Source organism: Stappia sp. ES.058 (genome assembly GCF_900105595.1).
Classification (GTDB): Bacteria; Pseudomonadota; Alphaproteobacteria; order Rhizobiales; family Stappiaceae; genus Stappia.
Window position 1 is genome coordinate 89,024 of sequence record NZ_LT629784.1, and the last position, 26,081, is coordinate 115,104.

The following is a 26,081-nucleotide window of genomic DNA, read 5'->3' on the forward strand; positions in this document are numbered from 1 at the left end:
TCCCGGCTTTCGGGGCGGTCGCAAATTGCAGGCAAGCCGGGGCGGACGCACGATGACCCTCTTGACGTGGAAAAGCTGGATTGGCGGCGCGGCGATGCTTATCGCCACGAGCGGCGGTCTCCTGGCCGAACCGGCGCTGGTCTATTCCGTGGGCGGCAAGTTCGACGGCTCCTTCAACGAGGCGGCCTATCGCGGGGCGGAGCGTTTCACTGCCGAGACCGGTGAAAGCTATCGCGATTTCGAGATCGCGCGCGACGCGGAAAGCCTGCAGGCGCTTCGCAATTTCGCAAGACGCGGCGCCGATCCGATCGTCGCCATCGGCTTCAACCAGGCCTCCGCCGTTTCCGGGGCCGCCGCCGATTTTCCCGATGCGAATTTCGCCATCGTCGACATGGTGGTGGATGCGCCGAATGTGCGTTCCGTCGTCTTTCGCGAGCATGAAGGTGCTTATATCGCCGGGCTTCTCGCGGCGATGGCGTCGAAGACCGGCACCATCGGCTTCGTCGGCGGCATGGACATTCCCATCATCCGCCGGTTCCTGTGCGGCTACCGCGAGGGGGCTGCCTCGGTCTCCTCCGATGTGCGGGTGATCTTCAACATGGCTGGCGACACGCCGGCCGCCTTCGCCGATCCCGCGCGCGGCGCGGAGCTTGCGCGCAGCCAGATCGCGCGCGGCGCCGACGTGATCATCCAGGCGGCCGGCGGCACCGGCATCGGCGTGCTGCAGGCGGTGGCGGATGCCGGCAAGCTCGGCATCGGCACGGACAGCAACCAGAACGGCCTGCATCCGGGCCGGGTGCTCACCTCCATCCGCAAGCGGATCGACACAGCCGTCTACGCCAATTTCATGGACGTGCGTGCGGGCGCGTGGACGCCGGGCGTGCAGGAACTGGGCCTCAAGGACGGCGGCATGGACTGGGTGCTGGACGACACCAATCGCGCGCTCGTAACGCCCGAAATGGAGGCGGCCGCACGCTCCGCGGAGGCCGGCATCGCTGAAGGGCGGATTTCGGTGCATGACATCATGCGTGACGGGGAGTGCCCCTTGTGAGCGAGCGGCTTGCCATCGAGCTTGCGGGCATCGACAAGCGTTTCGGCGCCGTCCACGCCAACAAGGATATCGACCTGAAGGTGCGCAAGGGCTCGATTCACGGCATCGTCGGCGAGAACGGCGCCGGCAAGTCGACCCTGATGTCGATCCTCTACGGCTTCTATCATGCGGATGGTGGCGAGATCCGCGTCGACGGCAGGACCGTCACCATTGCGTCCAGCCAGGCGGCGATCGCGCTGGGCATCGGCATGGTGCATCAGCATTTCATGCTGGTGGAGAATTTCACGGTGCTGGAGAATGTCATTCTCGGCGCGGAGGGCGGTGCACGGCTTTCCGACGGCATCGGGCGCGCGCGGGCCGAATTGAAGCGGCTGGCCGCGGACTATGACCTCAAGGTCGATCCGGACGCGATCACCGGCGAGCTCCCGGTCGGGCTGCAGCAGCGCGTGGAAATCCTCAAGGCGCTGTTTCGCGGCGCCGACATCCTCATCCTCGACGAGCCGACCGGCGTGCTGACCCCGCCGGAGGCGGATCATCTCTTCCGGATCCTGCGGGTCCTGCGCGACGAGGGCAAGACGGTCCTGCTGATCACCCACAAGCTGCGCGAGATCATGGCGGTGACCGACGAGGTCTCGGTGATGCGGCGCGGCGAGATCGTCGCGACCCGCGAGACGTCGAAGACCTCCATGGGCGAACTGGCCGAACTTATGGTCGGCCGCCGGGTGCTTCTCGAGGTGGAAAAGACCCCGGCGCAACCGGGCGCGCCGCTCTTGACGGTCGAGGGGCTGAACGTGCGCGACGGGCGTGGCGTCGAGGTGGTCAAGGACGTGTCGTTTGAGGTGCGCGCCGGCGAGATCGTCGGCATCGCCGGTGTCTCGGGCAACGGACAGTCGGAGCTTCTGGAGGCGATAGCCGGTATTCGCCCGGCGCGCTCGGGCATCGTCACCATCGACGGCACGCGCATCGACCTTGCGGCTACGCGCCGCGACCCGGCCGAAATCCGCTCCTACGGTCTTGCGCATGTGCCTGAGGACCGGCACCGCATGGGACTGGTGACGCGCTTCCACGAATATGAAAACGCCATCCTCGGCTATCACCGCGATCCGGCCTACGGGCGCGGCGCCTTTCTCGACTTCGACGCGATCCGGCAAACGGCGCGCGCGGGCATCGAGAAATACGACATCCGCCCGCCCGACTGCCATTTGAAGACGGCGAATTTTTCCGGTGGCAACCAGCAAAAGATCGTGCTGGCGCGCGAGATCGAGCGCGACCCGGCGGTGCTGCTGGTCGGTCAGCCGACGCGCGGCGTCGACATTGGCGCCATCGAGTTCATTCACAAGTGCCTCGTCGCGCTGCGCGATGCCGGCAAGGCGGTGCTGCTTGTCTCCGTGGAACTTGACGAGGTCCGCGCGCTTGCCGACCGGGTGCTTGTCATGTTCGACGGCAAGGTGGTGGGCGAACGCGCGCCTGAGACGGCGGAAAGCGAACTCGGGCTGCTGATGGCGGGCGCCGTGCAGGAGGCGGCGGAATGACGGCCGGACAGATGCCGCGCTGGGCGGATTACATTCTCATGCCGGCGATCAATGTGGCGGCGGCCTTCTTCGTCTCCGGCCTGGTGGTGCTGGCGATCGGCGAGAATCCGATCGACGCGGTGCGCATTCTGGTGTGGGGCGCCTTCGGCTGGAACGAGGGCATCGGTTTCACACTGTTTTATGCCACCAACTTCATCTTCACCGGTCTTGCGGTGGCGGTGGCCTTTCATGCGAGCCTCTTCAACATCGGCGGCGAGGGGCAGGCCTATATTGGCGGGCTGGGCGTCGCACTCGCCTGTCTGGCGCTCGACCGTTTCGTGCCCTGGTGGGTGACGATGCCTTTTGCCGTTGCCGGGGCGGCCGCCTTCGGCGCGGCCTGGGCCTATATCCCGGCGGTGCTGCAGGCCAGGCGCGGCAGCCATGTCGTCATCACCACCATCATGTTCAACTTCATCGCTGCCTCGCTGATGGTCTATCTGCTCGTCAACGTCATGGCGAAGGAAGGCTCGATGCAGCCGGAAACCCGGACCTTCGAGGCCGGCGGACGGCTGCCGCTGCTCGATACGATCCTGCCCGGCGTCGATTTCGGCTCCGCGCCCGCCAATCTTTCCTTCGTGCTGGCGCTTCTGGCATGTCTCTTCACCTGGGTGCTGATCTGGCGCACCAAGCTCGGCTACGAAATCCGCACCTTCGGAGCGAACCAGACGGCCGCGGTCTATGCCGGAATCTCGCCCGTGCGCATCACCGTCGTCACCATGCTGATTTCCGGCGGGCTGGCCGGCATGATGGCGGTCAACGAGATCATGGGTTCGCAGCACCGGCTCCTGATCGAGTTCGTGTCGGGCTACGGTTTCGTCGGCATCGCGGTGGCGCTGATGGGACGCTCCCATCCGGTCGGCATTGTCTTCGCCGCGATCCTCTTCGGCATGCTCTATCAGGGTGGTGCGGAGCTCGCCTTCGAGATGCCGGCCATCACCCGCGACATGATCGTGGTGATCCAGGCGCTGGTGATCCTTTTTGCCGGGGCGTTGGAGCACATGTTCCGCCCGGGCCTCATCAAGCTGTTTGGCGTGTTGTCCGCGCCGGCCTCGCGCACGGCCTGAGGAGAGGCGCCCATGTTCGACACGATGATCCTCATTCTCGACAGCACGGTGCGGCTGTCCACGCCGCTGCTGCTGGCCGCCCTTGCGGGTCTGTATTCGGAGCGTTCCGGCGTCTTCGACATCGGTCTTGAGGGCAAGATGCTGGGCGCGGCCTTCGCCGCCGGCGCGGCGGCCGCCGTCACCGGCTCCGCCTGGCTGGGACTGGGGGCCGGCATCTGCGTCTCCATCATGCTGGCGCTGCTGCACGGTTTCGCCTGCATCACCCACCGGGGCAACCAGATCGTCTCGGGCGTGGCGATCAACTTCCTCGCCATCGGACTGACGGCGCTGCTCGGGCAGGACTGGTTCCGCCAGGGCGGGCGCACGCCGCCGGTCACCGGCGATGCGCGCTTCGAGACCCTCGTCTGGCCCTTCGCCGACGCCATGCGCGATGTGCCGGTGATCGGCGGCATCTACGCCGAGCTGCTGTCGGGTCACAACATTCTGGTCTATGTCGCCTTTCTCGCGGTGCCCTTCACCTGGTGGGTGCTGTTTCGCACCCGCTTCGGCCTTCGCCTGCGCGCCGTTGGCGAAAATCCGGCCGCCGTCGACACCGCCGGCATTTCCGTCACCTGGCTGCGCTACCGCGCGGTGATCTGCACCGGCATCCTGTGCGGCATCGCCGGCACCTATCTGTCGGTCGCGCAATCGGCCGGCTTCATCAAGGACATGACGGCGGGCAAGGGCTTCATCGCGCTCGCCGCGCTGATCTTCGCCAAGTGGAAGCCGGTGCCGGTGATGTTCGCCTGCCTGCTGTTCGGCTTTCTCGATGCGGTTGCGATCCGGCTTCAGGGACAGCAGGTGCCCGGCATCGGCGAGGTGCCGGTGCAGGCGATCCAGGCGCTCCCCTATATTCTGACCGTCGTGCTGCTGGCCGGCTTTATCGGTCGCGCCGTTCCGCCCAGGGCCGGCGGCTCGGCTTATGTCAAGGAGCGCTCATGAACCGGTTCGACGAGCTCTTCGCCGCCGCGCGGGCCGCGCGCGACAATGCGCATGCCGGATATTCGGGCTTTGCCGTCGGGGCCGCTGTCCTCACGGACGACGGGCGGATCTTTGCCGGCTGCAACGTTGAAAACGCCAGTTTTCCCGAAGGCTGGTGCGCGGAAACGACGGCGCTCGGTGCCATGGTCGCGGCGGGTGGACGGCGTGTGGTGGAAGTGGTGGTGACGGCGGATGCGGCGCTTTGCACACCCTGCGGAGGCTGCCGCCAGCGGCTGGCGGAATTCGCCGGCGACGACACGCCGGTTCACATCTGCACCGCGACGGAGTTGCGCCGGACCTTCCGGCTGGACGAACTCCTGCCGGCGAAATTCGAGCTTCACGATCGAAAGGAGGCCTCCACATGAGCGGCTATGGACGCGAATGCGCCGAGCAGATCCGCGCCGCGCGCCCGGGCACCTACCGTCTCGGCATGGTGCTGGGATCCGGTCTTGGGGCGCTTGCCGACGAGATCGAGGACGCCGTGCCCATTCCCTATTCACGGCTGACCGGATTTCCGGTGTCCTCGGTCTCCTCGCACGGCAGCGAGATCGTGGCCGGAACGCTCTCCGGCGTTCCCGTCGTCGTCCTGTCGGGACGGGCGCATTACTATGAGAGCGGCAAGGCGGACGTGATGCGCACGCCGCTGGAGACGCTGAAGGAACTGGGCTGCGACACGCTGCTCCTGACCAATGCGGCCGGAAGCCTGAGGGAGGATCTCGCGCCCGGTACGCCGATGCTGATTTCCGACCATGTCAACTGGTCCGGCCTCAACCCGCTGATCGGCGAGGAAAGCGAGGCGCGCTTCCTCGATATGAGCGCGGCCTATGATGCGAAGCTTCGCACCCGGCTTGCCGCGCTGGCGAAGGAGGCGGGCATCACGGTGGGCGAAGGCGTCTACATGTGGTTTTCCGGTCCGTCCTTCGAGACGCCGGCGGAAATCCGCATGGCACGGGGCCTGGGTGCCGATGCGGTCGGCATGTCGACCGTGCCGGAGGTGATTCTCGCCCGATTCCTCGGTTTCCGTGTCGCGGCGATCTCAACGATTACCAATTATGGTGCAGGCCTCCAGGCGCATGCGCTGTCGCATGCAGAGACCAAGGCGACCGCATTGACGGCGGTCGACGCTTTGAAGACCCTGATCAGATCATTCGTGAAGGATCTTGCCGATGACTGATATGACAGCCGCCGAAACGGCGGCCCGCGCCCTGCCGCTTGTTGATCTGACCAATCTGGACGACGCCTGCCTGCCGGCCGACATCGATACGCTTTGCAAGCGCGCCGTCACCCCGCACGGGCCGGTCGCGGCCGTTTGCATCTGGCCGCGCTTCGTCGGCCAGGCGGCGGCGGCCCTTGCGGGAACCGGCGTCAGGGTGGCAACTGTCGTCAACTTTCCGCAAGGCGGGGAGGAGACCCTGAAGGTCGTGGCGGAGACGCGTCAGGCGGTGGCCGATGGCGCCGACGAGATCGACCTCGTCATGGCCTACCGCGCCTATCTGGAGGGGCGTCGCGGTTTCGCCGAGGAACAGATCCGCCGGGTGCGTGCCGCCTGCCCCGAGGCGACGCTGAAGGTCATTCTGGAGACCGGCGAGATCGACGACCCGCTCCTGATCCATGCGGCCTCGCTGATGGCGATCGATGCGGGCGCCGACTTCATCAAGACCTCCACGGGCAAGGTCGCGGTCAATGCCACGCTTCAGACAGCGGAAATCATGCTTACGGTTATCGAGGAGGTGCGTCGCGACAAACTCCTGGAGATCGGCTTCAAGCCGGCCGGCGGCATTCGCACCATCGAGGATGCGTCCGGATATCTGGCGCTGGCGGACAGGATCCTGGGGCCGAACTGGGTGTCGGGGGCCAGCTTCCGCTTTGGCGCCAGCGGTCTGCTGGACGCGCTTCTGGCCGCTCTTGGGGAGCCACCCGAAGACGGACCGATCCCCTTGAACGCGGGATATTGACTGCGATGCTGGCACAGGAACTCATCCGCAAGAAACGCGATGGCGGCACGCTGGATGCCGGGGAAATCGCCTTTTTCGTCAAGGGGCTTGTCGACGGAAGCGTGACGGACGCTCAGATCTCGGCCCTGGCGATGGCGATTGTCTTTCGCAAGCTTGTGCCCGACGAGCGCGTGGCGCTGACGCTGGCCATGCGCGACAGCGGCACCGTTCTCGACTGGTCGGATCTCGACCGACCGGTCGTCGACAAGCATTCGACCGGCGGCGTTGGCGACAATGTGTCCCTGATGCTGGCGCCGGCGCTGGCCGCCTGCGGTGCGGCCGTTCCGATGGTTTCCGGGCGTGGTCTCGGCCACACCGGCGGCACGCTCGACAAGTTCGACAGCATCCCCGGCTATACGACGCAGCCCGACAATGCGCTGTTTCGCAAGGTCGTGGCCGACGTCGGCTGTGCGATCATCGGACAGACGGCCGATCTCGCGCCGGCGGACAAGCGCTTCTACGCGATCCGCGACGTGACCGGCACGGTGGAGAGCATCGATCTGATCACCGCCTCGATCCTGTCTAAGAAGCTCGCGGCCGGCCTTCAGGGACTGGTGCTCGACGTCAAATGGGGAAGCGGCGCCTTCATGGCGACGCTGGAGGAGGCGATGGCGCTGGCCGAAAGTCTCGTCGCGGTCGCCAATGGCGCGGGCTGCCGCACCACCGCACTTCTGACCGACATGAACCAGCCGCTTGCGTCTGCCGCCGGCAACGCGCTGGAAGTGCGCAATGCCGTCGATTTCCTGACCGGGCGCGCCATCGACAACCGCCTGTTCGATGTCACCGTCGAGCTTGGCGGCGAGGCGCTGGTGACGGCCGGACTTGCAGCGGATCGGGCGTTGGGCGCGGATGCGATGCGCGATGCCTTCGAAAGCGGGGCTGCCGCGGAGCGGTTCGCCCGCATGGTGACGGCACTTGGCGGCCCGGCGGATTTCCTGGAAAAATACGAGCTGCATCTGCCGTCCGCCCCGGTGGAGCGGGCGATCTATCCGCTTGAAGCCGGCACGGTCCTGTCCGTCGATGCGCGCGCCATCGGCGTTGCGGTTGTGGAGCTTGGCGGCGGGCGCCGGCGCCCCGAGGACAAGATCGATCCGGCCGTCGGACTGGCGCATCTCGCAGGCGTCGGCCATTCGGTCGACAGCGATGCGCCGCTGGCCATCGTGCATGCTGCGACCGAGGCCGCCGCCGCCCGTGCCGCCGAAATCGTGCAGAAAGCCTATACGACCGGTGCGCCGGCGCAGGTGGAGGACAGGCCGGTCATTGCCGGCCGGGTCGGGCCGTCCGCCTGATCGCGACCGAAAGACAACAAGCGGGCACAAGCCCGCCGAGCTTTGACAAAGAGGAAACCCCATGGCCCGCGCAATCCTGTGCGTTCTGGACAGTTTCGGCATCGGTGGTGCCCCGGATGCCGCTGCCTTCCACGATGAGGGAGCGAACACGCTCGGCCATATCGCAGCCGCCTGCGCTGCCGGCGAAGCAGATCGCAACGGCCTGCGGGAAGGGCCGCTTTCGCTGCCCAACATGACGCGTCTCGGTCTGGCCCGCGCCGCGCTTCTGGCGAGCGGCGAGGCGCCTGCAGGCCTCGACGTTGGCGTGGAGCCGGACGGGATCTGGGGCGCGGCGAGCGAGACCTCGCGGGGCAAGGACACGCCCTCAGGCCACTGGGAAATCGCCGGCGTTCCGGTCGCCTTCGACTGGGGCTATTTTCCCGACACGGAACCGGCCTTTCCGGCCGATCTGACCCGCGCCATCGTCGAGGCGGGCGGCCTTCCCGGTATTCTCGGCGACAAACACGCCTCGGGCACGGCGATCATCGCCGAACTCGGTGAGGAACATATCCGGACCGGCAAGCCGATCTGTTACACGAGCGGCGATTCCGTCTTCCAGATTGCGGCGCATGAGACCCGCTTCGGGCTCGAGCGCCTCTATGCGCTGTGCGAGACAGTGCGCGCGCTGGTCGATCCCCACAACATCGGCCGTGTGATCGCGCGTCCGTTCGTCGGCGAAACGGCCGCGACCTTCGAGCGCACGGCCAACCGGCGGGATTACTCGGTTCTGCCGCCCGAGCCGACGCTGCTCGACCGGGTCGTTGAAGCGGGCCGGCAGACCCACACGGTCGGCAAGATCGCCGATATTTTCGCCCATCAGGGAATTTCCACCCTGCGCAAGGCCGCCGGCAACATGGCGCTTTTCGACAAGACGCTGCAGGCGATGGAAGAGGCCGGGGACGGCGATCTCGTCTTCGTCAATTACATCGATTTCGACAGTCTCTTCGGCCACCGCCGCGATGTCGCCGGCTATGCCGCAGCCCTTGAAGCCTTCGACGCACGGCTTCCGGAGCTGCTCGCGCGTCTGAAACCCGGCGATCTGCTGCTTCTCACCGCAGATCACGGCTGCGATCCGACATGGCGCGGCACGGATCACACCCGCGAACGCATCCCGGTGATCGGCACGGGGCCGGGCATTCCTCCTGCGGCGATTGGCGTGCGGCCGACCTTCGCGGATATCGGGGAGACGATAGCCGCACATCTGGGCCTCCCTCCGGGTCGGCACGGAACGGGTTTCCTGTAAAGGGCGGCGCGTCGCACCACCCGAAGACACGACAAGGACGGACGAATGATCGCACGCACATTCGAGGCAACCGATGACGGGCGGCTCACGCAGGACATGCGCAAGGTCTACGCGGAAGACGGCTTTCTCGTTCTCACCGGCTACAAGAGTGCCGAGGCGTGCGACGCGCTCGCCCGCCGCATGGCCGAACTGATCGACGCCTTCGATCCGTCCGAAAATGCCTCCGTCTTCGAGACCGGTGCGCAAAGCCATGCCCGCGACCGCTATTTCCGCGAAAGCGGCGACAAGATCCGTTTCTTTTTCGAGGAGGAAGCCTTCGACGCCGATGGCAAACTGACAAGACCCAAACAGGATGCGCTCAACAAGGTCGGTCATGCGCTGCACGATCTCGATCCGGTGTTCGAGGCCTTTTCGCGCGATCCCCGTCTTGCCCGCACCGCCGCCGATCTCGGTCTTGCCGATCCGTTGCTGGCGCAGTCGATGTATATCTTCAAGCCGCCGGAGATTGGCGGCGAGGTCAATTGTCATCAAGATTCCACCTTCCTGCACACAGACCCGCTGAGCTGCACCGGTTTCTGGTTCGCGCTGGAAGACGCGGACGAGACCAACGGCGGGCTGCTCGGCGTGCCGGGCGGCCACACAGGGCCGCTGCGCAAGCGCTTCCACTACGACGGCGACGGGCTGACGATGGACACGCTCGATGAAACGCCCTTCGGCGCGGATGCGGCTCTGGTCGCGCCAAAGGGCACGCTCGTTGTGCTGAACGGCCTCGTTCCCCATCGCTCGGCGCCCAACCGCTCGCCGCGTTCGCGTCACGCCTATGCGCTGCACATGGTCGACGGCGCGGCCCGGTGGTCGGCGGACAACTGGCTTCTGCGGTCTGCCGAAAACCCGATGCGGGGATTTGAGAGCGCATGACAGAGCCCCTGTCTTCGTCCGGCCTGCCCAAGGCCGAGCTGCATGTCCACATAGAGGGTGCCGCCCCGCCGGAGCTCGTGCGCGAGCTTGCCGAGCGCAACGGCGTCGACGTGTCCGGTATCTTTGCCGAGGACGGCTCCTACGACTGGGCGGACTTCACGCAGTTCCTCGCCGCTTATGACAGCGCGAGCCGGGTGTTTCGCTCACCTCAGGACTATGCGCGCCTCGCCGAGACCTATCTGCGCTCCATCGCGCAGGAGGGCGCGATCTATGCCGAACTGACGGTCTCGCCCGATCACGCGGCAGCAAGCGGTCTCTCCTATGCCGATTACGTCGGCGGTCTTGCAGAGGGCATCGGACGCGCGCGCGCGGCAACCGGCATCGAGGCGCGGATGATCGCCGTCGGCGTGCGCCACTTCGGTGCCCGCGCAGTGGAGCAGGTCGCAACGCAGGTCGTTTCGCATCCCCATCCCCTGGTCACCGGCTTCGGCCTGGCCGGTGACGAAACCGAAGGACATCCGGCGAATTTCGCCCGCGCCTTTCGCATGGCGGCGGAGGCGGGGCTGGGTCTGACCGCCCATGCCGGCGAGACGGCCGGTGCGGAAAGTGTGATGGCGGCGCTCGATTTCCTGCAGGTCTCGCGCATCGGTCATGGCGTTCGTGCGATCGAGGACACCGTGGTTGTCGAGCGGCTGGTGCGCGACGGTATCGTGCTGGAAGTCTGTCCCGGATCCAATCTGGCTCTGGGGATCTATGGCGCGCTGCGGTTTCATCCGGTCAACCTGCTGCGCCGCGCCGGTTGCCGCATCACGCTGAACTCCGACGATCCGCCGTTTTTCGGCACGACGCTCGCCCGCGAGTACGAGTCCTGCGCGCGCACCTTCGGCTGGAGCCGGGAGCAGAGCCTGGACATCACGCGCACGGCGGTCGCCGCCGCCTTTTGCGACGAGGACACCCGCGGGCGTTTGCTGCGTGTGGTGGCGGAGGCCGACGCGAAGGCATCCGACCCGGCGTGAGGAAAGTCGAAGCCCGGTTGCTTTTCCTGCCCCCCGGTGTTCCGCTTCGGGAGCGCTTGAACTAGAAGGATCGCAGACAGGCGATGTGCGGGACATCCGGCCCGGCGTTGACCCGCCAGACCTCCCACACCCGATCCGACACATGAAGAGGCGAGACATGACAGGTGCCACCGTAATCGATCATCCGCTGGTTCAGCACAAGCTTACCCACATGCGGATGAAGGACACCTCGACTCAAGGGTTCCGCCGTCTTCTTCGGGAGATTTCCGTTCTCCTCACCTATGAGGTCACGCGGGACCTGTCGATCACGCCGATGGAGATCGAGACGCCGCTCCAGTCGATGTCGGCGCCGGTGATCGAGGGCAAGAAACTCGTCTTCGCCTCGGTGCTGCGCGCCGGAAACGGCCTTCTGGAAGGCATGCTGGAACTTGTGCCGGCGGCCCGTGTCGCCCATATCGGCCTCTACCGCGATCCCGAGACCTTGCAGCCGGTGGAATACTACTTCAAGGCGCCCGACGGTCTGGCAGAACGGCTGGTGGTGGTGGTCGATCCCATGCTCGCGACCGCCAATTCCGCGATAGCCGCCGTGCAGCGGCTGAAGGACGGGGGGGCGACGCGGCTCAGGTTCCTGTGTCTGCTGGCAGCACCCGAAGGCATCGCGAAGTTCAACGAGGCCCATCCCGACGTGCCGATCTTTACCGCGGCCATCGACGAGCGGCTGAACGAGAAGGGATACATCGTGCCGGGTCTCGGCGATGCGGGCGACCGCATGTACGGCACCAAGTAAACGGGGCGCTCCAGTCTGAAATCGGGGGCACGGACATGATCACGGTTTTCGGGTCGATCAATCTCGATCTTGTCGTGTCGCTGCCGCGCCTGCCGGCGCCGGGCGAAACAATTGTCGGGCCCGATCATCAGAGCTTTGCCGGCGGCAAGGGCGCCAATCAGGCGCTGGCCGCGGCCCGCGCAGGCGCCCGGGTGCGCATGATCGGCGCGGTGGGCGAGGACGCGCATGCAGGCCCCGCGCTCGCCAATCTCGAGGCCGCCGGTGTCGATCTCTCGCGCGTGCGCCATCTCGAGGGAACCACCGGGTTGGCGATGATCGGTGTCGCACCGGATGGCGAGAACCTGATCATGTGCGCAAGCGGGGTGAACGCGCGCGTTGCCGCCGACTGGCTGGAGGGCGAGCTTTCGCCCGAGACATTCCTTGTCCTGCAGCGCGAGCTGCGCGCCGAGCCGATCCGTGAGGCGGTGGCACGGGCAAGGGAGGCCTGCGCGTTCGTATTGCTTAACGCGGCGCCGTCTGGCGACGCGGATCTGGCGGATCTCGTCGATTCCGTGGGTGTCGTCGTCGCGAATGAGATCGAGGCGGCGGAGCTTGGCATTGCGAGGGGGGCGGCTCCCGGTTCGTCTGCCGATGCGTTCTGTGCCGCGCTCAGCGGGCCGGAACGACTGAGCGTCGTCACGCTCGGCCCGCGTGGGGTCATCGCGCGCCTCGGGCAGAACGGCTGGCGGGTTGCGGCACCGCGCATCGAGGTCGTCGATACCACGGGCGCCGGGGATGCTTTCGTTGGAGCCCTCTCGGCGGCGCTCGATCGCGGGGAGGGAGTGCCGCGCGCGCTGTGCGAGGGCACCGCCGCCGGCGCGCTGGCCTGTACGGCAACGGGCGCACAGACGTCTTCGCCGGACGCAGGCGCAATTTCCGCTCTCGCCGACACGCTCACCTGCGAGCGCACGACCGCGTCGTAGGCATGGCTTGCGGCGCTTGGTTAAAAAGCCGGAGAATGCGGTAACCCTTTGCAAACCCAGAATGGCTGTTTTCCCGACCATTCAGCCCTCCCTTAACCCGTCCCGGCGCAGAATGTTTCCATCCATCCGCGCAAGGGCGAAGAGGGACCGATGGGACGCTACCTGATCATTGCGATTGTCGTTTTGGCGGCCGCGGCCTTCGGCCCGGACCTGGCACGAGACATTCTGGACGACGGCCGGCTCCTCGCCGCCGCGCGGGTTGATGACGGTGACAGCAACGCATCGCAGGCATCTTCCGGACTGCGCACGCTCGTTCTCAAGGCAGGACACAACGGTCATTTCCAGGTGAGCGCCCATTTCAACGGCCGACCCGTCCAGTCGCTGATCGATACGGGAGCCTCGGCCGTCGCACTTCCCCATGATGTCGCCCGCCGCGCGGGCGTAGCGCCGGGGGCATCCGACTATACGGTTCGCGTCAGGACCGCCAACGGCATGGCGCTTGCAGCTCCCGTGCGATTGCGCGAGATGCGCCTTGGCAGCATCCGCATGAAAAACGTCGAGGCACTGGTGATGCCGGCGGGTGCGCTGGAGATCCCGCTGATCGGCATGTCGGCGCTCAACCGGCTCAGGACCGTCGACATTCGCTCCGGCACGATGCGGCTGATCCAGTAGGCGTTTGCCGCAGTCTCTCCCTATCGCCTTGAAGTCGGGTTGCAGCCGTTCGGCAGGAAGGATATCAGCGACAGGCAGGGGCAGTGGCCTCCCGCCGTCGAACGGGGCGATGCGCGGCTGACAGGGTGGGGACCCGAAGCATGAAAACGATCTTCTCGATGGGCCAGCTGGCCCACAATCCCACGCATGAGATCTCCGACGGCGCGCTGCAGCCGGCGGTGGAGATCCCGGCGCGTGCGGAGATGGTGCGCGACCGCATCCTGCAAACCGGGTTCGGCGCGGTGCTCGAGCCCGACGATTTCGGCATGGCGCCGCTGGAGCGTGTTCACGATGCCGACTATCTGGCGTTTCTGGAAAGCTTCTGGACCCGCTGGACCAACGCCGGGCGTTCCGGCGAGGCGTTTCCTTTCGTCTGGCCCGTGAGGGGACTGCGCAGCGATCCGGCCCCGGATCATATCGACGGTCTGCTGGGACGGTTTTCCTTCGATGCCGGCACGCCACTTGGCGAGCACACCTTTGCCGCCGCCCGCGCCAGCGCCAATTCCGCGCTGACGACGGCCCGGCTCGTCGCCGGCGGCGAACAGTCCGCCTTCGCGCTGTGCCGCCCGCCCGGACATCATGCGGCGGCCGACTATTACGGCGGCTATTGTTTCCTGAACAACGCCGCGATCGCCGCGCAGTGGCTGCGCGATGCAGGCGCCGAACGGGTCGCGGTGCTCGATGTCGACTACCACCACGGCAATGGCACGCAGTCGATCTTCTACGAGCGCGACGACGTGCTCTTCCTGTCGATCCATGCCGATCCGCGCGAGGAGTATCCGTATTTTCTCGGCCATGCCGACGAGACCGGCGCCGGGGCGGGCGAGGGGTTCAACGCCAATTATCCGCTGGAACTCGGCGCGGACTGGCGCATCTGGTCGGCAGCGCTCGACGCAGCGCTGACGCGCATTGAAGGGCATCGCCCGGACACGCTGATCGTCTCGCTCGGTCTCGATCCCTACCAGAACGATCCGATCTCGAAGTTCCGCCTGACCGGTGAGGACTTCACCCGCATGGGGGCCGCACTTGGCCGCGCCGGCCTGCCGACGGTCTTCGTGATGGAGGGCGGCTATGCGGTCGATGCGCTTGGCGTGAACTGCGTCAACGCGCTTTCGGGCTTCGCGAACGCCTGACGTCAGCCGCGCTGCGCAAGCGGGAAGCCATGTTCCTCGAGAACCGCGCGCAGGCCGTCCGCGCCGATGAAATGATGGGCGTGCATGCCGAACTCCCGCGCGGCGGCGACATTGGCGGCGCTGTCGTCGATGAAGATCGTCTGCTCCGGCACGAGCGCATTGCGCGAAAACAGCACCTCGTAGATCGCCGGATCCGGCTTGACGACGCCTTCATGCGCGGAAACGACCACGTCGGCGAAGGATTCCTTGAGGAAGGGGAAGCGGATCTCGCACTCGGCGAATTTCTCGCGCGAGAAATTGGTGATCGCGTAGAGCGGAACGTCCGCCTCGCGCAGGTCTTGGAGAAGTGCGACGCTTTCGGTGATCGCGCCGGGAACCATCTCCTGCCATCTTTCGTCCCAGGCGGTGATGGCCTCGGCGTGCTCGGGATGGAGCGCAAGACGCTCCGCGATCCCGTCCTTGAAGCTGCGGCCCCGGTCAAGGCTAAGATTGAACTCCGGCGGGCAGACGACCTCCAGGAAATACGCCATCTCCTGTGGGTCGGGAAAGATCTCCCGGTAGAGCGCGCGCGGGTCCCAGCGGATCAGGACATTGCCGATATCGAAGACGACCGTGTCGGGTGTGCGTGGCATGATGGCTCCTTCAGGTGATTCGAAGTCTGCCACGGAAAACGGCACGAGACGGTGACAAACGGCATGCGAAACGGCACGGCCCCGGCAAGCGGGCCGCAGACCACGATGGCCGCTCTGACGGTTCGCCTGTGTGCCGTCCTCCTGACCGCGGGCATCGCGACCGGGCCGGTGCGGGCCCAGACCGGGATCTCGGACGGTCCCGGTGGATCTGTGACGGATCGGGGGACACCCGCGTTCGCCGCGCCGGTGGGGCGGGACGACGACGTCAACTGGCCGTATGCGGAGACGCCGGAGGCGCGCGAAGGGGATCTGGCGTCGGACGATATCGGATCGCCGGGTGACGATTTCCTTGGCGACGACGACGGCCCGGGTCCGGGAGAGACTGCCTTCGACCGCGCACGTCTGGCGCTCCTGCCTGTCTTGCGCGTCGGTCTGGTGCTCGATCCGGCGAGCGAGGATTTTCGAGTCGCAGAACCGTTTCGCGCGGCGCTTGAGGCGGGCCTTCGCATTCCCGTTCACCTGGTCGCCTACCGGGATCTGTCGCGTCTGCAAGGCGCATTGATCCGCGGCGAGATCGACTACGCTCCCCTGTCGGCCTCCGCTTATGCGGCGGCTTACCGGCGCTGTTCCTGCGTCATGCCGCTTTTCGTTCCGCGCAGCGCTGACGGGGCGGCCGGGTGGCATGCGGTCGCGCTTGTGGCGAAAGGTGCGCCGTTTCGAACCCTCAAGGATCTGGCCGGCGCGCGTCTTGCCACGGCGCGGCCCGTCTCGACGGCGGGCTACCGGGTGCCGCTCGCGGCGATGAAGGCGGAGGGTCTCGATCCCGACAGAGATTTCGCAAGCGTTCGGGCGTTCGACAGTCCGCGCGCGGCGGCTGCTGCCGTTCTGGCGGGCGAGGCCGATGTCGCGTTCGGCTGGTCGTCGCTGCGCGGCGACGCGCGGACCGGTTACTCCCGGGGCACCCTGCGCGACCTTGCGGAATTGCGTGGCGAAGGCGCGCCCGCCCTCAGGATCGTCTGGACGTCGCCGCAGATCCCCAATGCGCCGCATGTCGTGCATGACAGCGTTCCCGTCGAGATCCGTCATGCGCTGGTGGAGCTTCTGGTGCGCGATGCAGCAGTGTCGCCGAGAGATGCCTTAAAGGTGTCGCCCCATGGCTTCGTGCCGGTCACGCACGAGGACTTTGCGCCCGTCCTGGCGACCTTTGCGGAAAGCGGAAACGGGGCACGGGGTCGGCTGCGTCCGCTCGGCGGCGCGGCGGGGGAGCTTCGCTGAGGCGCGATCAGACGTCGATGAGCCGGCGTGCCTGGCGCGCGATCATCCGCTCCTCGTCCGTCTCGATGCGATAGACGGCGACCGCAGCGTTCTGCGGGGACAGGCGGGTGTCCTGCGCGCGATTGGCGTCCGCGTCCAGGGCGAGGCCGAGCCAGTCCATTTCCGCGCAGACACGCGCGCGCAGCGCGGCGGAATGCTCGCCGATCCCGCCGGTGAAGACAAAGGCGTCCAGTCCGCCGAGGATGGCGGCGAGCGCGCCGGTCTCGCGGCGGATGCGCAGCGCGAAATGCGCGATGGCGAGTTCCGCGCCCGGATCGCTTGACGCTTCAAGCGTGCGCATGTCGGAGGAGACCCCCGAAAGGCCGGCCAGCCCCGAGCGATGATAGAGGAGATCGGAGATGGCATCGCCGTCCATGCCGCGTTCCTGCATCAGGTAGATGAGCACGCCGGGGTCGATCTGCCCGCAGCGCGTGCCCATCGGCAGGCCGTCGAGCGCGGAAAACCCCATGCTCGTCGATACGCTCCTGCCGTTCCGGAGGGCGCACATGGACGCGCCATTTCCCAGATGCGCGATGACGACGCGCCCCTGCGCGAGCTCCGGCGCGATCTCGGCAAGCCGTCCGGCAACGAATTCATACGACAGGCCGTGAAAGCCGTAGCGCCGCACGCCCTCGTCGTAGAAGGCTGCCGGCAGGGCGAATGTATCGACCACGCGCGGATGGCCGCGATGAAACGCCGTGTCGAAACACGCGATCTGCGGCGTGCCGGGAAAGGCCGTCTGTGCCGCGCGGATGCCGGCCAGATTGTGCGGCTGGTGCAGGGGGGCAAGCGGCTCGAGCCCGGCAAGGGTCTCCAGCAGCGTGTCGTCGATGATCACGGGATCGGCATGGTCCGGGCCGCCGTGAACCACCCGGTGGCCGACGGCGCGGATCGCGATATCCGGCGCGTGTCTTTCCAGGACGGCGACGATGGCGCCAAGCGCGGTCTCGTGACAGGCGGCGTCGGCGGCGGACAGCACCCGGTCGGCGAGGGCAGTGCCTGCATCGTCATGGACCAAAAGATGCGGATCGGTTCCCAGGCCGTCGACCTGTCCCCGAAGCAACGAGTGGTCTCCCTTAAACAGCTGGAACTTGATCGATGAGGACCCGGCGTTGAGCACCAGGATGGCGCGTGTCGCATTCATTGCCGGGGCTCCGCAGTATCGTCCTGTTCGTCCAGCGGGGTGATGTCGAAGGGCGCAAGTGCTTCGCCGTTGCGCTGCCAGTGATCGTAGAGAAGCGCAAGCGTGCAGGAGGCAAGCCGTGCGCGGGCATCGTCTGCGCGGCTGGTCAGGATCACCGGCACCGAGGCACCGATCACAAGGCCGGCCGCCTCCGCATGGGCAATGAAGGTCAGTTCCTTGGCCAGCATGTTGCCGGCCTCCAGATTGGGCGCGATCAGCACATCCGCGTGACCCGCGACGAGCGAGGTGATGCCCTTCGTTTTCGCCGCTTGCACGTCGATGGCATTGTCCATGGCCAGAGGTCCGTCGACGATGCCGCCCGTGATCTGCCCGCGCTCCGCCATCTTGGACAGGACGGCCGCGTCGAGCGTCGAAGGCATCGCCGGGTTCACGGTCTCGATGGCCGAGAGAATGCCGACCTTCGGCGTTGCGATCCCAAGCGCGCGGCCCATGTCGATGGCATTCTGGACGATGTCGACCTTGGCGGCGAGGTCCGGGGCGATATTGATGGCCGCATCGGAAATGATCACCGGCGACGGACGCCCGGGAATATCCATCACGAAGCAGTGGCTGAGACGCTTGCCGGTCCGCAGGCCGCCGTCGCGCTTGACGACGTGGCGCAACAACACGTCCGTGTGCAGATGGCCTTTCATCAGCGCGCGCGCGCGCCCTTCGTGCACAAGCGCGACGCCCTTTGCCGCGGCCTGCTCGTCCGAGGCGACATCGATGATCTCCAGCCCGGACAGGTTGCTTCCGAGGCTTTGGGCCGCGGCTTCGATGGCGGCTGCGTTGCCGACCAGGATCGGGGCGATCAGTCCCTCGCGCGCGGCCATGAGCGCTCCGCCGAGTGCATTGGCGTCGTCGGGTGCGACCACGGCCACGGGAAGCGGCGGCAGCGGGCGGACAAGCTCGGTGAGCCGGTCGAAATGCTGATGGCGCTCCACCAGGATGCCGGGAAGAGCGGATGCATCGAAAGTGATGCGCGTGGATGGCGCGACGACGACGGCCTCGCCATCGGCGATCACCGTGCCGTCGGAGCGGGTCACCTGCGTGTCCAGGCGCACGACGCCCTCGGCCTCCTTGGCCGCCACTGTGGCGCTGACGGTGAGCTTGTCGCCCAGATGGACGGGCGCGCGGAAGTTGAAGGTCTGCTTGCGGTAGACGGTTCCCGGTCCAGGCAACACATTGCCGAGGACGGAGGAAATCAGCGACCCAACCCACATTGACGGGGCGACGGGATCGTCCTTCTTGCCGTCGCCGGTCCAGTCGATGTCGGGAATATGCACCGGATTGATGTTGCCGGATGCATGGGCAAAGACAAAGAGATCGTTTGCGGTCAGAAACCGCGTGAGCGAGGCGGTTTCGCCGATGACGAGTTCGTCATAGATCCGGTTTTGTGCCATATTGATGTGTCCCTGCTCATGCTTCCGCGCGGTCGTACCCGATTCCGCCCGCAGTGCGGATGTCTCCCGGATGTATGGCACGATTGTGAAGCGGGAGTGAAACGGGACCCGTGTCTCGACGCCGTCCGATCAGTACGCAGACCCGTAAACAAGGCGGAACCGGCAGCGCACATGGCCAAACCCCTGGACGAACGATGTGCAGAAGGGTCCTGTCGCCCGCCCATACGGGCAGTCAACACGGCCAACGTTACGCATCTATCTGGAAACAAGTGGCCGGAGTGCAGGCCATCGGGCATCACTCGTGTCAAAACGGGCCATTGCAAACGCCTTCTGGAGCCTGAAACAGTCCACACCTGATTTGGGGACCTGTTCATGGAAGCGTTGCCCAGGATCTCAGGTGCGAGGCAGTACGATCAGTTGCAGCACTCGACGTTGGTGCTGATGCGCGGACGCATGAAATAGGTGTCGCTCAACTCGATCGTTTCGGAGCTGAAGACATCCTTGAGGATCGCCGCGAAGGTCGGGCGATACGTGTAGTTTGCCTGTGAGACGATCAGATAGGTGTCCTTCTGCTTCGTCAGGCTTTCCGGAATATCGATCGGGGGCGGGGAATTCTTGCTCCAGCCGCTGGTGTTTGTCCCCCGGCTCCAGACGACCTGTGGCTTGTTGACGTCTTTCATCCAGACGCTGGCAACCACGAGCTTGATCCCGCTTGAGGGATAGGGCGCGAGCATCGCCTCGGAAATTTCCATCAGGTCGTTGATCTGGGCGGACGACAGCTTGTCGGTTTGCGCCACGAGATCAGCCAGGGCGCTCGCCGTCTGACTGACCTTGCGATCCAGCGTAAGCGCCGAATTCATCTCCACCATGCCGAGAAACAGCAGCAGCATGAACGGAAGGACCAGCGCGAACTCGACCGCGGCGACACCACGGGTGTCGCTGCAAAGGCGAGAAAGCCGGGCGACACCACGGGTGCCGCTGCGAAAGCGGAAAAGGAGGGAGGTCACGCTCAACTCCCCGGCTTCTGGGTTGTCCAGGGGAAGGGTTCGTTGCGGAAGACGGCGGTCGCCACCAGGAGCCGGTCGCCGGAGCCCAGGTCCGCGAAATTGGTCTTCATCAGGGACGACACCATGGGCCAGCGGTAGAGCGCGCGCACGATGATGATGTCGCCGGCCTCGCCATGGTTGTATGCGGTGTCTTCGGTAATCTTGCCGTCGTCGATGAGCGGCTTCGGCGAATAGCCGGAAAACGAGTTGATGCGCTCCACGTCGATCGACAGCCGATCTTCGCTCACCGGAAAGCCGGACATGCTCTCCATTACCTTCGCCTTGAAGGCCCCGCTGTCAAATCCCTGCGAATGGGCCTGTCCGGTCCGGATCAGCCGTGCGGCATCGAGGACGGCATTGTTCAGGACCTGGTCGGCAAAAAGCGACAAGCCGATCTCGATCAGGCCGAACAACAGCAGGAAGAAGGGAATGGCGACGAAGCCGAACTCGATCGCCGTCGTTCCCTCCCGGTCGCGCAGAAGCAGCGTGAGCAGGCGCCGACGTGTGGGCCTGCTCCTGCGCGCCGAACAACGTGCCGAAACCTCGTTCATCAAATCCCTCGTTCGAACCTTGCTGCCGTCTGCGGTTGTCTACTGGGTGACGCCTGCGGCCTGCTCGGACATCTGCGTGCGCGCGGTCGCCTGCTTGTTTGTCAGTTCATAGCTGGCTTCCGTGTCGCCAACGCGCATCACCGGCTCGCAGGCGGGCGCGCAGGAGTAGGACGTGCGCGCCGTGTTGCGGTGAACGGTGACGATGTCGGCCTCGGGCGCGCTCACCGTGATCACCTCGTCGATGATCGGTTCGCCCTTGGCGTCCAGGATCACCAGGTTTGTGGTGCCATAGAGTTTGCCCGTCACGACGACCGTCTGGCGGTCGTACATGGTCACGTCGGCGATCGCCGGATTGCCCACGATCACGGTGTCGGCAGGGGCATCGATGCGAAACACCTTGGCCCTGTCGGTCATCACCTGCACGGCGCTTTCCTGCGCATTGCCCTCGAGAGGCGATCCGGCGAGGGCGGCCGCAAATGCAAGTGCGCCGACAAGCGACTTGGGTGAAATCAAGCGGAAAGGCGACATTTCCATCGGCTCCTTCAAAGAATTCCTACCCGAACGTGAAGGATATTGGTGAAGGAACCGCTAACGCAGACACTCGCTTCGTTGCGATTCGCCGCTATCGTTAATTCAGAGGAGGCCGGGCCGTTTACCAAGTCCCGGGCGGGCTCGTCCGGTGGGGCCTGGGATGGCGGGCAAGCCTGTCCGCAGGCACTGAAGCGGTTGGTTAAAATTAAGTCGAACGTATTTGTAATGCATTAACCATGAATACTTCGGGGAGAATTGTTTTTTCTCTGTTTTCCGAATTTAACCAAGTGGCAACTTGTGACTCCTATATTGGCAACATCTTAGAGCGACCAAGCAAAACAGAAAAACGGTCGACAAGATGGTGCTGTCAAAACAAGTGGAAGTTAGGAGCCAACAAATGAAAAATCTCTTCGCACGTTTCGCCAATGACGAATCCGGTGCCACCGCGATCGAATACGGCCTGATCGCTGGTCTCATCTCCATCGGCATCGTGACCGCTGTCACCACCGCCGGTACGTCGATCTCCGCCATCTTCACGACGGTGTCGACGAAGCTGACGGCCGCCAAGGCGAACGTCAACTAAAACGGGATTTCCCGCACTGCGAATGGACCCGGCCGGTGACCGCTCTCAGCGAACCGGCCGGCTCGTCCGGCACGAACAAGCGGGCGGCCTGTGCCGCCCGTTTTCTTTTGCAGCACAGGTCACGTGGATGACCGTGGGTTTTACGGACACGTAAACCGCGCTTTAAGCGACCTGTGTGATGAATGCTCGAAACGGGTTGGCGTTGAAGAGGAACGGAACATGCTCGAAGCGGCTCTGCTGGTGATCTTTCCCTGCCTGCTGGCATTTGCCGGCGCCTCCGACCTGTTCACGATGACGATCCCCAATCGCGTTTCGCTGCTTCTGATTGCCGGTTTCGCGGTGCTTGCCCCCTTCATCGGACTTGGCGCGGCCGACATTGCCTTTCATGTCCTCGCGGGTCTGGCCGCGCTGTCGCTTTGCCTTGTCTTCTTTGCCTTCGGCTGGATGGGCGGGGGCGATGCCAAGATCATGACCGTCGTGGCGCTTTGGCTCGGCTTTACCCCGGCCCTTCTCGTCTTCGTGACGCTTGCCGGCCTCTATGGTGCGGTCCTGACGCTGGGACTGTTGATGTTTCGCCAGGTCCCGGTTCTGCCGATCCCGGCCGGACGGGCCGACTGGCTGTTGCATCTGCATGATCAGCGCACCGGCGTTCCCTACGGCATCGCGCTGTCTGTCGCTGCCCTTCAGGCCTATCCCGAAAGCGTGTGGTTCCAGGCTCTGACATGACGCCCCGACCTGTGTGGAACGGCGACCCGCCTGCCTCCGGAACGGATGGCGGTGGAACCGGCGTCAGGCCCGATAAATATTAACAGAAAATAAACGTTGCGGAGAACGATTCTCCAAATGCAAAAGCTTTAAAATTCATTCATCTACATTGATCACACCTGATTAACCATGTCTTGACCATTTGCCCCCCACAGTATCGGCAGGATGGTCGTTGGCGTTTCTGCCGGCGACACGAAATCGATTGAGTGCGGGTAACAGTCATGAAGATCGCTCGTTTGGCCATTTTGGGTGTTTCGCTGGGTGCAGGCCTGCTGGTTGCGCGCATGGTAATGACCTCCGACAGTGAACCCTCGTCCGAGCCGGTTGTCGTCGCGGAATCCGTCGAGAAGGACGAAGTTCTCGTGGCGGGTCGCGACATCGAACTCGGTCAACATGTCAGCGAAGCCGATCTGGCATGGACGAACTGGCCGCGCGATCTCACCCCGCTCAATGCGATCCTGAGATCGGATCGTCCCGACGCAATTGGCGAAATCGCGGGACGGATCGCAAAGGCTCCCGTCTATTCCGGCGAGCCGCTGCGCGAGGAGCGTCTGATTTCAAGCGACCGCGGCTTCATGTCGTCGATCCTGCCGAAGGGAAAGCGGGCGATCGCTGTTTCGGTGGAAGCGTTGACCTCGGCCGGCGGTTTCATTCTTCCCGGCGACAAGGTCGATGTCATTCTCACCCGCCAGTCGGGTCAGCGTGGCGGCAACAATTTCACCAGTGAAACAATCCTCCAGAATGTGCGCGTGCTCGCGATCGACACGATCACGGCAGGCGAGCAGGAGGAAAAGGCGTTGCCCCCCGGCCAGACCGCGACGCTCGAACTCGTGCCCAACCAGGCGGAGGTCGTTGCCCAGGCGACGCAGCTCGGCACGATCTCGCTGGTCCTGCGCAGCGTCGAGGATTCGGCTGACGATGCGGAGCAGGACGTGATCGGCGGCGGTGTGAACTTCGTGAAATTCGGCGTTACCGGCCAGATGCAGACCCAGCGCTAGAACAGGGCGGGTATGGCAATGACGTCAAGGAGAACTAGAATGGTTGCTCAACGTTTCCTCGGCATCGGCCTCGCCTTCGTGCTGGCCCTCGGCGGCCTGGGTTTGCCCACGCAAGGCCTGGCGGAAGGGTATCCGAAATCCGTGACGATCGCCGCCGGCGAGCGGGTTTCGGGACGGATCCTGCAGGTCGGTCTCGGCCGGTCGGTCGTCATAAACCTCGGCGAGGAAGTCAGCGACGTCATCGTCTCCAATCCGGAAGTGGCCGACGCGGTGGTGCGCAGCGCGCGCCGGGTCTTCGTCTTCGGCAACAAGGCGGGGCAGGCGAGCCTGTTTCTGTTCGGGCGTGCCGGCAACCAGATCGCGAGTTTCGATCTCGCTGTCGAAAACGACACGACCGATCTCAATGCGATGATCCGGCGCTCCATTCCCGGGGCCCAGATCCGCGCCGAATCGGTGAACGGCAACATGGTGCTGAGCGGGACGGCCGCGAGCACGGCGGAGGCACAAAGGGCGGCCGATCTTGCCGCGCGCTTCTCCCGCAAGGAAGGCGAAGGCCTCCCGGTTCTCAACATGATTTCGGTGACCGGCAAGGACCAGGTGCATCTGAAGGTGACCGTTGCCGAGGTCGAGCGATCGATCATCAAGCAGCTCGGCGTCAATCTCGGCGGCAACATCGGCATCGGCAACTACAACATCGGCTTCAACAACGCACCGCCCTATACGGTCAACTCCAACGTCACCGGCCGTTCGGCCGCCGGCCTGTTCGACCCCACCAATCCCAACTCCACCTCCGGTTTCGTCGCCGGCGGCACACAGCTCAAGGCCAATATCGAGGCCTTGCAGCGCGACGGCGTGATCCGCACGCTCGCCGAGCCCACGCTGACGGCGATATCGGGCGAGAACGCCAGCTTCCTTGCCGGCGGCGAATTCCCGATCCCGATTTCCCAGGACAACAACCGGATCACGGTCGAGTTCAAGAAATTCGGCGTCGGGCTTGATTTCACACCGGTGGTCCTCAGCGGCGGCCGCATTTCCCTTCGCGTCAAGACGGAAGTCTCCGAGATCACGCAGGAAGGCGCGGTCAGCATCGGCACCTTGTCGATCCCGGCGCTGAAGGTGCGGCGCGCTGAATCCACCGTCGAACTGCCCTCCGGCGGCACGCTGGTGATGGCCGGTCTGTTGAAGGAATCCTACAAGCAGGACCTCAACGGCGTGCCCGGCCTGATGCAGGTGCCCATTCTGGGCGCGCTGTTCAAGAGCCGTGACTTCCTGCGCCAGGAGACCGAACTCGCCGTTTTCGTCACGCCCTACACCGTGCGCCCCGTGGCGCGTTCCGAACTCGTCGAACCGACGAAGAACTTCGCCCCGGCCACGGACGGGGACACGATTTTCCTGAACCGCCTGAACCGCGTCTATCGCGTGTCCGGTAGCCCGGCCGAGGGCGGCTATCACGGCCAGGTCGGCTTTATCTACGAATGATGGGGATCGCACCGATGAATGCAAAGACCGCACAGCGCCGCGCAGCGGCAGCGCGCCCGAGCCGGCCGGTCATGCCCGCCGTGGCGGTTCTCGCAGCGCTTCTCGCCGCAGGCTGCCAGAGCCAGGCGCCGACCACCTCCGCGCTTGCCGCCAACGACTACCGGCTGCGCCATCCCATCGTGGTCGGCGAAGGCACCAAGACGCTGGACCTGCCGATCGGCAGCGGCATGCGGCATCTTTCGCCGCAGCTCGCCGCAGTGGTGTCGAGTTTCGCCCGGGATGCGCGCTCGCGCGGCGGCGGATCGGTGGAGGTCATCGCCCCGTCGGGGTCGCGCAACGAGGCGGCGGTTCATGCCGTTCTGCCGCAGATCCGCAAGGCGCTTGCCCGCGGTGGTGTTCCGTCCAAACGGATTGCAACACGCAGCTACAGCGTCAATGACGGCGGCATCGCCGCACCCGTTCGCCTCGCCTACACCGGCATTCAGGCCAGCGCGGGGCCTTGCGGGCAGTGGCCGGCCAGTATCAACGGCGGCGGGTCGGCGACGAAGCACAATCCGCAGTTGAACAACACGCAGTATCACAATTTCGGCTGCAGCGCCCAGGCGAACCTGGCTGCAATGGTCGACAATCCGTCCGACCTGCTCTACCCGCGCGCGATGGAGCCGGGTGACCAGATGCGCCGTGGCGTCGTCTACGAAAAGTACCGCAATGGCGAGCAGACGGCATCGGAATACAAGCAGGGTGACGGCGCGCAGATTTCCGACGCAGCCGGAAACTGATCCCGGGAGGAGCAGGACG

At 65.3% G+C, this 26,081-nt stretch carries 27 protein-coding genes; 21 read left to right on the top strand and 6 right to left on the bottom strand.

Going from position 1 to position 26,081, the window contains the following annotated elements:
* The first annotated feature begins 52 nt into the window (after nt 1-52).
* The 15 genes from BLU32_RS00400 (at nt 53) to BLU32_RS00470 (ending at nt 14,798) form a co-directional block, all read left to right on the top strand.
* The gene (locus BLU32_RS00400) at nt 53-1,051 is read left to right on the top strand and encodes a BMP family protein (protein ID WP_093804486.1); all 999 of its coding nucleotides are present in this window, start codon (nt 53-55) and stop codon (nt 1,049-1,051) included.
* Complete coding sequence (locus BLU32_RS00405; protein WP_093804487.1) at nt 1,048-2,583, top strand: ABC transporter ATP-binding protein; 1,536 nt, start codon at nt 1,048-1,050, stop codon at nt 2,581-2,583. The genes BLU32_RS00400 and BLU32_RS00405 overlap by 4 nt, the downstream gene beginning before the upstream one ends.
* Nucleotides 2,580-3,686 carry an ABC transporter permease gene (locus tag BLU32_RS00410; RefSeq protein ID WP_093804488.1) on the top strand — a complete coding sequence of 369 codons (1,107 nt, stop codon included), beginning with the start codon at nt 2,580-2,582 and terminating at the stop codon, nt 3,684-3,686. The genes BLU32_RS00405 and BLU32_RS00410 overlap by 4 nt, the downstream gene beginning before the upstream one ends.
* 12 nt (nt 3,687-3,698) lie before the next feature.
* Nucleotides 3,699-4,667 (top strand): ABC transporter permease, encoded by a 969-nt coding sequence (locus BLU32_RS00415; protein WP_093804489.1) that lies wholly within the window; start codon nt 3,699-3,701, stop codon nt 4,665-4,667.
* Entirely contained in the window at nt 4,664-5,071 is a 408-nt protein-coding gene (gene cdd / locus BLU32_RS00420) for a cytidine deaminase (RefSeq protein ID WP_093804490.1), read from the top strand. The genes BLU32_RS00415 and cdd overlap by 4 nt, the downstream gene beginning before the upstream one ends.
* Nucleotides 5,068-5,880 carry a purine-nucleoside phosphorylase gene (locus BLU32_RS00425; RefSeq protein ID WP_093804491.1) on the top strand — a complete coding sequence of 271 codons (813 nt, stop codon included), beginning with the start codon at nt 5,068-5,070 and terminating at the stop codon, nt 5,878-5,880. The genes cdd and BLU32_RS00425 overlap by 4 nt, the downstream gene beginning before the upstream one ends.
* Nucleotides 5,873-6,661, top strand: coding sequence for a deoxyribose-phosphate aldolase (gene deoC / locus BLU32_RS00430; RefSeq protein ID WP_093804492.1), 789 nt, complete (start codon nt 5,873-5,875; stop codon nt 6,659-6,661). The genes BLU32_RS00425 and deoC overlap by 8 nt, the downstream gene beginning before the upstream one ends.
* 5 nt (nt 6,662-6,666) lie before the next feature.
* Nucleotides 6,667-7,989 (top strand): thymidine phosphorylase, encoded by a 1,323-nt coding sequence (gene deoA, locus BLU32_RS00435; RefSeq protein ID WP_093804493.1) that lies wholly within the window; start codon nt 6,667-6,669, stop codon nt 7,987-7,989.
* 61 nt (nt 7,990-8,050) lie between these two features.
* Entirely contained in the window at nt 8,051-9,271 is a 1,221-nt protein-coding gene (locus BLU32_RS00440) for a phosphopentomutase (protein ID WP_093804494.1), read from the top strand.
* A gap of 45 nt (nt 9,272-9,316) precedes the next feature.
* Nucleotides 9,317-10,189: a phytanoyl-CoA dioxygenase family protein gene (locus tag BLU32_RS00445; RefSeq protein WP_093804495.1), complete on the top strand. Its 873-nt coding sequence runs from the start codon at nt 9,317-9,319 to the stop codon at nt 10,187-10,189.
* Nucleotides 10,186-11,205, top strand: a complete 1,020-nt coding sequence (locus BLU32_RS00450) for an adenosine deaminase (protein WP_093804496.1) — start codon at nt 10,186-10,188, stop codon at nt 11,203-11,205. Before BLU32_RS00445 ends, BLU32_RS00450 begins: the two co-directional genes overlap by 4 nt.
* A gap of 157 nt (nt 11,206-11,362) precedes the next feature.
* On the top strand, nt 11,363-11,992 hold the full coding sequence (gene upp, locus BLU32_RS00455) for a uracil phosphoribosyltransferase (protein WP_093804497.1): 630 nt from the start codon (nt 11,363-11,365) through the stop codon (nt 11,990-11,992).
* Between the two features lie 35 nt (nt 11,993-12,027).
* On the top strand, nt 12,028-12,954 hold the full coding sequence (locus BLU32_RS00460; protein WP_093804498.1) for a ribokinase: 927 nt from the start codon (nt 12,028-12,030) through the stop codon (nt 12,952-12,954).
* 150 nt (nt 12,955-13,104) lie between these two features.
* Entirely contained in the window at nt 13,105-13,626 is a 522-nt protein-coding gene (locus BLU32_RS00465; protein WP_093804499.1) for a TIGR02281 family clan AA aspartic protease, read from the top strand.
* Nucleotides 13,627-13,766: 140 nt separating this feature from the next.
* Nucleotides 13,767-14,798: a histone deacetylase family protein gene (locus BLU32_RS00470; protein WP_093804500.1), complete on the top strand. Its 1,032-nt coding sequence runs from the start codon at nt 13,767-13,769 to the stop codon at nt 14,796-14,798.
* Between the two features lie 2 nt (nt 14,799-14,800).
* Here the strand turns inward: BLU32_RS00470 and BLU32_RS00475 are convergent, their stop codons facing one another.
* Nucleotides 14,801-15,430, bottom strand: a complete 630-nt coding sequence (locus tag BLU32_RS00475; RefSeq protein WP_093804501.1) for an HAD family phosphatase — start codon at nt 15,428-15,430, stop codon at nt 14,801-14,803.
* Nucleotides 15,431-15,493: 63 nt separating this feature from the next.
* Here BLU32_RS00475 and BLU32_RS00480 point away from each other — a divergent pair, with 63 nt between their 5' ends.
* Nucleotides 15,494-16,705 carry a phosphate/phosphite/phosphonate ABC transporter substrate-binding protein gene (locus BLU32_RS00480; RefSeq protein WP_093804502.1) on the top strand — a complete coding sequence of 404 codons (1,212 nt, stop codon included), beginning with the start codon at nt 15,494-15,496 and terminating at the stop codon, nt 16,703-16,705.
* Nucleotides 16,706-16,712: 7 nt separating this feature from the next.
* On the opposite strand, the gene BLU32_RS00485 is transcribed toward BLU32_RS00480, so the two are convergent.
* The 5 genes from BLU32_RS00485 to BLU32_RS00505 form a co-directional block, all read right to left on the bottom strand.
* The gene (locus BLU32_RS00485) at nt 16,713-17,888 is read right to left on the bottom strand and encodes an acetate/propionate family kinase (RefSeq protein ID WP_093804503.1); all 1,176 of its coding nucleotides are present in this window, start codon (nt 17,886-17,888) and stop codon (nt 16,713-16,715) included.
* A complete protein-coding gene (locus BLU32_RS00490) occupies nt 17,885-19,330 on the bottom strand; it encodes a bifunctional enoyl-CoA hydratase/phosphate acetyltransferase (RefSeq protein ID WP_093804504.1) in 1,446 nt (481 codons plus the stop codon). Before BLU32_RS00490 ends, BLU32_RS00485 begins: the two co-directional genes overlap by 4 nt.
* 413 nt (nt 19,331-19,743) lie before the next feature.
* Nucleotides 19,744-20,337 carry a TadE/TadG family type IV pilus assembly protein gene (locus BLU32_RS00495; RefSeq protein WP_093804505.1) on the bottom strand — a complete coding sequence of 198 codons (594 nt, stop codon included), beginning with the start codon at nt 20,335-20,337 and terminating at the stop codon, nt 19,744-19,746.
* A gap of 2 nt (nt 20,338-20,339) precedes the next feature.
* Entirely contained in the window at nt 20,340-20,927 is a 588-nt protein-coding gene (locus tag BLU32_RS00500) for a TadE/TadG family type IV pilus assembly protein (protein ID WP_093804506.1), read from the bottom strand.
* 39 nt (nt 20,928-20,966) lie between these two features.
* Entirely contained in the window at nt 20,967-21,455 is a 489-nt protein-coding gene (locus BLU32_RS00505) for a pilus assembly protein N-terminal domain-containing protein (protein ID WP_093810380.1), read from the bottom strand.
* Between the two features lie 400 nt (nt 21,456-21,855).
* Here BLU32_RS00505 and BLU32_RS00510 point away from each other — a divergent pair, with 400 nt between their 5' ends.
* From BLU32_RS00510 to BLU32_RS00530, 5 genes are all read left to right on the top strand, one after another.
* Complete coding sequence (locus BLU32_RS00510) at nt 21,856-22,041, top strand: Flp family type IVb pilin (RefSeq protein WP_093804507.1); 186 nt, start codon at nt 21,856-21,858, stop codon at nt 22,039-22,041.
* Nucleotides 22,042-22,260: 219 nt separating this feature from the next.
* Nucleotides 22,261-22,767: a prepilin peptidase gene (locus tag BLU32_RS00515; protein ID WP_093804508.1), complete on the top strand. Its 507-nt coding sequence runs from the start codon at nt 22,261-22,263 to the stop codon at nt 22,765-22,767.
* 260 nt (nt 22,768-23,027) lie between these two features.
* Nucleotides 23,028-23,804, top strand: a complete 777-nt coding sequence (gene cpaB, locus BLU32_RS00520; protein ID WP_093804509.1) for a Flp pilus assembly protein CpaB — start codon at nt 23,028-23,030, stop codon at nt 23,802-23,804.
* A 12-nt stretch (nt 23,805-23,816) separates the two neighbouring features.
* On the top strand, nt 23,817-25,283 hold the full coding sequence (locus tag BLU32_RS00525) for a type II and III secretion system protein family protein (RefSeq protein ID WP_197673668.1): 1,467 nt from the start codon (nt 23,817-23,819) through the stop codon (nt 25,281-25,283).
* A 14-nt stretch (nt 25,284-25,297) separates the two neighbouring features.
* Nucleotides 25,298-26,062 carry a CpaD family pilus assembly protein gene (locus BLU32_RS00530; protein ID WP_208976952.1) on the top strand — a complete coding sequence of 255 codons (765 nt, stop codon included), beginning with the start codon at nt 25,298-25,300 and terminating at the stop codon, nt 26,060-26,062.
* Nucleotides 26,063-26,081: the final 19 nt, after the last annotated feature.